The 4885-nt window shown below is 64.1% G+C and carries 7 protein-coding genes and 1 pseudogene; 5 read left to right on the top strand and 3 right to left on the bottom strand.

What is annotated here, in order from left to right:
- From ACT8X9_RS12795 to ACT8X9_RS12775, 5 genes are all read left to right on the top strand, one after another.
- The coding region (locus tag ACT8X9_RS12795) for a stage II sporulation protein R (protein ID WP_444269245.1) at positions 1–569 on the top strand (569 nt) is incomplete at its 5' end.
- Between the two features lie 29 nt (positions 570–598).
- Positions 599–1078 (top strand): peptidoglycan-binding domain-containing protein, encoded by a 480-nt coding sequence (locus ACT8X9_RS12790; protein WP_444269244.1) that lies wholly within the window; start codon positions 599–601, stop codon positions 1076–1078.
- Between the two features lie 78 nt (positions 1079–1156).
- Positions 1157–1576 carry a hypothetical protein gene (locus ACT8X9_RS12785; RefSeq protein ID WP_444269243.1) on the top strand — a complete coding sequence of 140 codons (420 nt, stop codon included), beginning with the start codon at positions 1157–1159 and terminating at the stop codon, positions 1574–1576.
- Between the two features lie 101 nt (positions 1577–1677).
- Positions 1678–1899 carry a YdbC family protein gene (locus tag ACT8X9_RS12780; protein WP_227619886.1) on the top strand — a complete coding sequence of 74 codons (222 nt, stop codon included), beginning with the start codon at positions 1678–1680 and terminating at the stop codon, positions 1897–1899.
- A 1-nt stretch (position 1900) separates the two neighbouring features.
- Positions 1901–2470 carry an HD domain-containing protein gene (locus tag ACT8X9_RS12775; RefSeq protein ID WP_444269242.1) on the top strand — a complete coding sequence of 190 codons (570 nt, stop codon included), beginning with the start codon at positions 1901–1903 and terminating at the stop codon, positions 2468–2470.
- Positions 2471–2751: 281 nt separating this feature from the next.
- Here ACT8X9_RS12775 and ACT8X9_RS12770 read toward each other — a convergent pair whose 3' ends face one another.
- The 3 genes and pseudogenes from ACT8X9_RS12770 to ACT8X9_RS12760 form a co-directional block, all read right to left on the bottom strand.
- Positions 2752–3321: a hypothetical protein gene (locus ACT8X9_RS12770; protein ID WP_444269241.1), complete on the bottom strand. Its 570-nt coding sequence runs from the start codon at positions 3319–3321 to the stop codon at positions 2752–2754.
- A 19-nt stretch (positions 3322–3340) separates the two neighbouring features.
- Positions 3341–4513 (bottom strand): cell division protein FtsZ, encoded by a 1173-nt coding sequence (ftsZ, locus tag ACT8X9_RS12765; RefSeq protein ID WP_412589582.1) that lies wholly within the window; start codon positions 4511–4513, stop codon positions 3341–3343.
- Positions 4514–4602: 89 nt separating this feature from the next.
- Positions 4603–4885, bottom strand: a pseudogene (locus tag ACT8X9_RS12760) (UDP-N-acetylglucosamine 1-carboxyvinyltransferase); the annotation flags it as partial.

Here is a 4885-nt window from a genome sequence, read left to right as displayed (position 1 = left end):
GGGCGGGCTGGGCGAAGGGGCAGCTGGACGCCGCCGACGCCCTCGCTGCCGACATCCTGCGGCTCCACATCCGGGCCGACACCAACGCAGTGCGGGACCAGAGCGCGAAGCTGGCCGTCCGGGATGCCGTGCTGGCCCTCGCCGACGAGAGCTGCCCAGCGGACGGCAAGGCCGACGCCAAGGTCTGGGCGGCGTCAAATCTCGTCCGACTCGAGCTGACAGCCCGGGAGGTGCTGGCAGCGCGGGGCACCCACGCACCGGTGCACGCCTGCCTCGTCAATATGTATTTCCCCACCCGGCGCTACGCAGGAGCGGCCCTGCCCGCCGGACGGTACGATGCAGTGCGGCTGGACATCGGGACCCACCGGCCGGGCCGCAACTGGTGGTGTGTGCTCTACCCGGGCCTCTGCCGGTCGGCCTGCGGCGGGTATGCACGGCCCGAAGAAAACGACCTCGTCTGCGGGGAGTACCTCGTGCGGTTCCGGCTGGTGGAGTGGTGGAGCGAAGTCACCGCCCCCCGGGAGGATGCAGTGCTGGCCGGGGGAACGCTCTGCCCCGACGCCGCATAGGATAGGCGCGGAAGGAGTGTGACAACACTATGGCGATCCCTGCTTACTACTCACTCATCCAGCGCGGCAGCTCCGGCCCCGACGTGGCCCTCGTGCAGACGTGGCTCAACGGCATCCGGGACAGCTGCACATGGTACGCAGCCCTCACCGTGGACGGCCACTTCGGTGCAAAGGCCGAAAAGGCCGTCCGGGAGTTCCAGCTGCGGTACGGTCTGGCAGAGGACGGCAAGGTGGGCGCGAACACATGGAACGTCCTCTACGCCCGCTACACGGCCAAGCACGGCCTGACCGTCCCCTACCCCGGCATCGTGCTGCGCAGCGGCAGCACAGGCGGCTGCGTCCGTCTGGTGCAGCAGAAGCTCAACGCCGAGGGCGAGCGCCTGACCACCGACGGCAAGTTCGGCACAGGTACTGTTGCCGCCGTCAAGCGCTATCAGGCCCGCCATGGCCTCGCCGCCGACGGCACGGTGGGCAAGGCCACATGGGAGAAGCTGTTCCCGACGGCGTGATGTAAAAAGGAGTCTGGGCAGCGGCCCAGCGCATATTCTCCCACGCCTCCGCACACCCTAAGTACGGAGGTGTTTTTTATGCAATCTCTCACACCCTTCATCCGCCGCCAGCTTGAGGACGCACCCGGCCCCAGCAGTCCGCCGGAGGCGGCGGGCAGCCGGGTCAGTCCGGCCCTCGGACAGCCGCCGAGCACAGAGCCGCCCAAACCGGGTTGCGGCTCCCAGCAGCCGCCGTCACAGCCGGATGACCCCGACGTGCAGCTGCCTCCCGAGAGCGAGCAGCCCGGCGTCCCGATGACGAACGGCACCCCTGTCGCCTGTCGGCAGAAGAACGCCGCCGAGTATCTGGCCGGGCGGTCGCCGGGCGTGATGGCACAGTACGGAGACGGGCTCTTCGGTGCAGAGCAGCACACGAAGAGCCGCCAGCCGGCGCCCGACAAAGACGAGAGCGGCGTTTTACAGCTGGTAGAGTGGCGCGAAGAAGCGCCTTACGGTTGAAACGGGACTAAAATTCAGAAAATATTTTCCAATTACCTGTTGAAATCTTTGCGCAGTTCTTTTATTATGGTAGCAAACAAAGCAAAGGCAGGTAATCTATTATGGCAGAGATCAAATATGAGATCGTAGAGCGCATCGCCGTCCTCGGCGAGCGTCCCCGGGGCTGGGAGCGTCAGCTGAACCTCATCAGCTGGAACGACGGCGACCCCAAATATGACATCCGCGACTGGTCCCCGGACGGCACCCGCATGGGCAAGGGCATCTCCCTGAGCCACGACGAGCTGGCCATCCTCAAGGGCATCCTCGAGGATATGGAGCTGTAAGATGACGGAGCGCGAGGAGTTTCTGGACATTTTCCACCGGTACGTCACCCGCCCCGGCAGTGAAAAGCTGCTGGACTGGCTGGACACCAAGACCGATTTCTTCACCGCACCGGCCTCCACCCGCTTTCATGGGGCCTATGACGGGGGGCTGTGCGCCCACAGCCTCAATGTCTACCGGGTGCTGCGGAGCAGCTTTTTCGAGCCGGACACCGACACGGAGGAGACTTACGCCATCGTCGCCCTGCTCCACGACCTGTGCAAGGCCAACTTCTACAAAAAAGGCACCCGCAACGTGAAGAACGACGAGACCGGCAAGTGGGAGAAGGTGCCCTCCTACAGCGTGGAGGATATGTTCCCCTACGGCCATGGCGAGAAGAGCGTCTTTCTCATCGAGCGGTTCATGAAGCTCAAGGTCGAGGAGGCCGTGGCCATCCGCTGGCATATGGGCGGCTTCGACGACGCCGTCCGGGGCGGCAGCTTTGCCATGTCGGGGGCTTTCGAGAAGTACCCTCTGGCCGTCAAGCTGCATATCTCCGACCTTGAGGCGACGTATCTGATGGAGACTCGGTAGCCCTCTCAGTCACCTTCGGTGACAGCTCCCCCAAAGGGGGAGCCATTGGCAAGCCGGGCAACTTTCAGCTGGACGCTTGAAGTCCAATATAACGCAAAAGATAGTGCCCTGCTACAGAGATTCACAGCAGCTTGACAAGGGATATTGTCCCGAAGTTGCTGCCCTCTGTAGCAGGGCACTATTGTTTTTGATACAGATAAACTTTGCTCGTCCAGCGTGGGCTTTACCGGCACGCCAGTGGCTCTCCCTCTGGGAGAGCTGGCGCGTAGCGCCTGAGAGGGCTACGGCATCAGCCTCGCCAGCTGAGCCAGCACCTCATCGCCGAGATGTTCGAGGCGGGTCTTGGGCCGGGCCGGGGCAGCCGGAGGCGCAGGGACAGACACAGCGGCCTCCGGGGGCTGCTCCGCGTCCTTCTTTTCGTCCCCGGGGAAGGAGATGGTGGGCAGAGGGGGCAGCTCCGGCAGGGGCTTGAGAGCCTCCGCAGTCAGCTTCTCCACCTCGGCGTGCAGCACATCGCACCGGGCGCTCAGGTCGGCATTCTCCTTCCGCAGAGCCAGAATGGTGCGCTCGTAGGCGAACATCCGCGTCTCATAGCGGCGCAGCTCGGCGTTGGCAGCGTTGAGCTGACGGCTCAGCTGCTCAAGCTTGGCCCGTTCCGCCGCCTCGGGCGCAGGGGCAGGGCATGACCGCTCCGGTTCGGGTGCCATGGCTTCTTCCACCTCCTGCAGTCTGCGCTGGGCGCAGCGCTCCTCCCGGGCAGTCTCCCGGCAGAGCGCCTCGAGCCGATGCAGCTCCGGGGTCCGGCGGCTGCTCAGCCATTCCAACGGCAGCTTGGTCTCCTGCTGCTCCACGGTCGGGGCCTCCTTGTGTTTATCTCCGCTTGTTCAGGATCGCCAGCAGGTCGTCATAATAGCTGGTGTCGCTGCTCTCCTCCTCCACGGGCTTGGCGGCAGCGGTGCCGGAAGCGGCAGAGGGGGTGTTGACCTCGGCGCTGAAGACTGCGCTGGGGGCGGAAGCGGTGACGCCGGGTGCTGCGGCACCGGCGGCAGAAGTGCCGAGGGTGCTGCGCAGGCCGTCCGCGGCCTTATTGTCGAAGCCGGTGGCCACGACCGTGACCCGCATTTCGTCCGACAGGTTCTCATCGAAAGCAGTACCCCAGATGATGTTGGCATCAGGGTGAGCGCTCTGGGTGATGAGGCCTGCAGCGGTCTCCACGTCCTCCAGGCCGATGTCGGGGCTGGAGGTGATGTTGATGATGACGCCGTGTGCGCCGGCGATGCTGGTCTCCAGCAGCGGGGAGGAGATAGCAGCCTTGGCGGCGTTCTCAGCCTTCCCTGCGCCCTTGGCACTGCCGACGCCCATATGGGCGTAACCGGCATCCTTCATGATGGAGCGCACGTCGGCGAAGTCGAGGTTGATGAAAGCCGGCACGTTGATGAGGGCGGAGATGGACTCGACGCCCTGACGCAGCACATTGTCGGCTGCCTGGAAGGCGTTCATCAGGGTGATCTTCTCCTGACTGATCATCTTCAGGCGCTCGTTGGGGATGACGATGAGGCTGTCCACGTGCATCAGCAGGTTGGCGATGCCCTGCTCGGCCAGCCCCATCTTCCGCTTGCCCTCAAAGGAGAAGGGCTTGGTGACAATGCCCACAGTCAGGATGCCCAGATCGTGTGCCACCTCGGCCACTACGGGGGCTGCGCCGGTGCCGGTGCCGCCGCCCATACCGGCGGTGATGAAGACCATCTGAGAGCCCTTCAGGGCGTTTGCGATCTCGTCCTTGCTCTCCTCGGCGGCGCGCTGGCCGATCTCAGGGTCGGCACCTGCGCCGCGGCCCTTGGTGAGCTTGGAGCCGAGCTGTACTTTCGTTGCAGCATGGTTCTTGGAGAGAGCCTGCTGGTCGGTGTTCATTGCGATGAACTCGACGCCCTGCAGGCCGTCGCTGACCATGCGGTTGACGGCGTTGCCGCCGCCGCCGCCCACGCCGATGACCTTTATCGTCGTTACGTTTTCGTCCATTTCTTCGTCGAGCATGAGTGCCATATCATTGTCCTCCATCGGATTTTATCGTGACCCGCGCCTGCGCGCGCAGGATTATACGCATACTGAAGCTACTATATAACAGTATCGTATCATCTTTTTGCCCCGAATGCAAGTCTATTCTGGTTTTTAGCTGGTATTTTTTTCACACAGCCCGGAGCAGGGGTCATTTCTCTCCCAATTCGTGCCCCGAGCGCGGCCAGCGTCTCCGTCAGGCCCGCGTAACCCCGGTCGATATGACGGGTGTCCTCCACCCAGCTCTTTCCTCCTGCCGCAAGGGCGGCAAGGACCAGTGCGGCACCGCCCCGCAGGTCGGGGGCCATAAGGGTGGTGCCGTGCAGGCCGCTCTCCGGCAGCGGGCCGACGGAAAGCACC

The sequence above is a fragment of the Faecalibacterium sp. genome (assembly GCF_052358865.1).
GTDB lineage: Bacteria > Bacillota > Clostridia > Oscillospirales > Ruminococcaceae > Faecalibacterium > Faecalibacterium butyricigenerans.
Note: the sequence above shows the minus strand (reverse complement) of the source record. Positions and strands in the feature narration are given on the sequence as shown.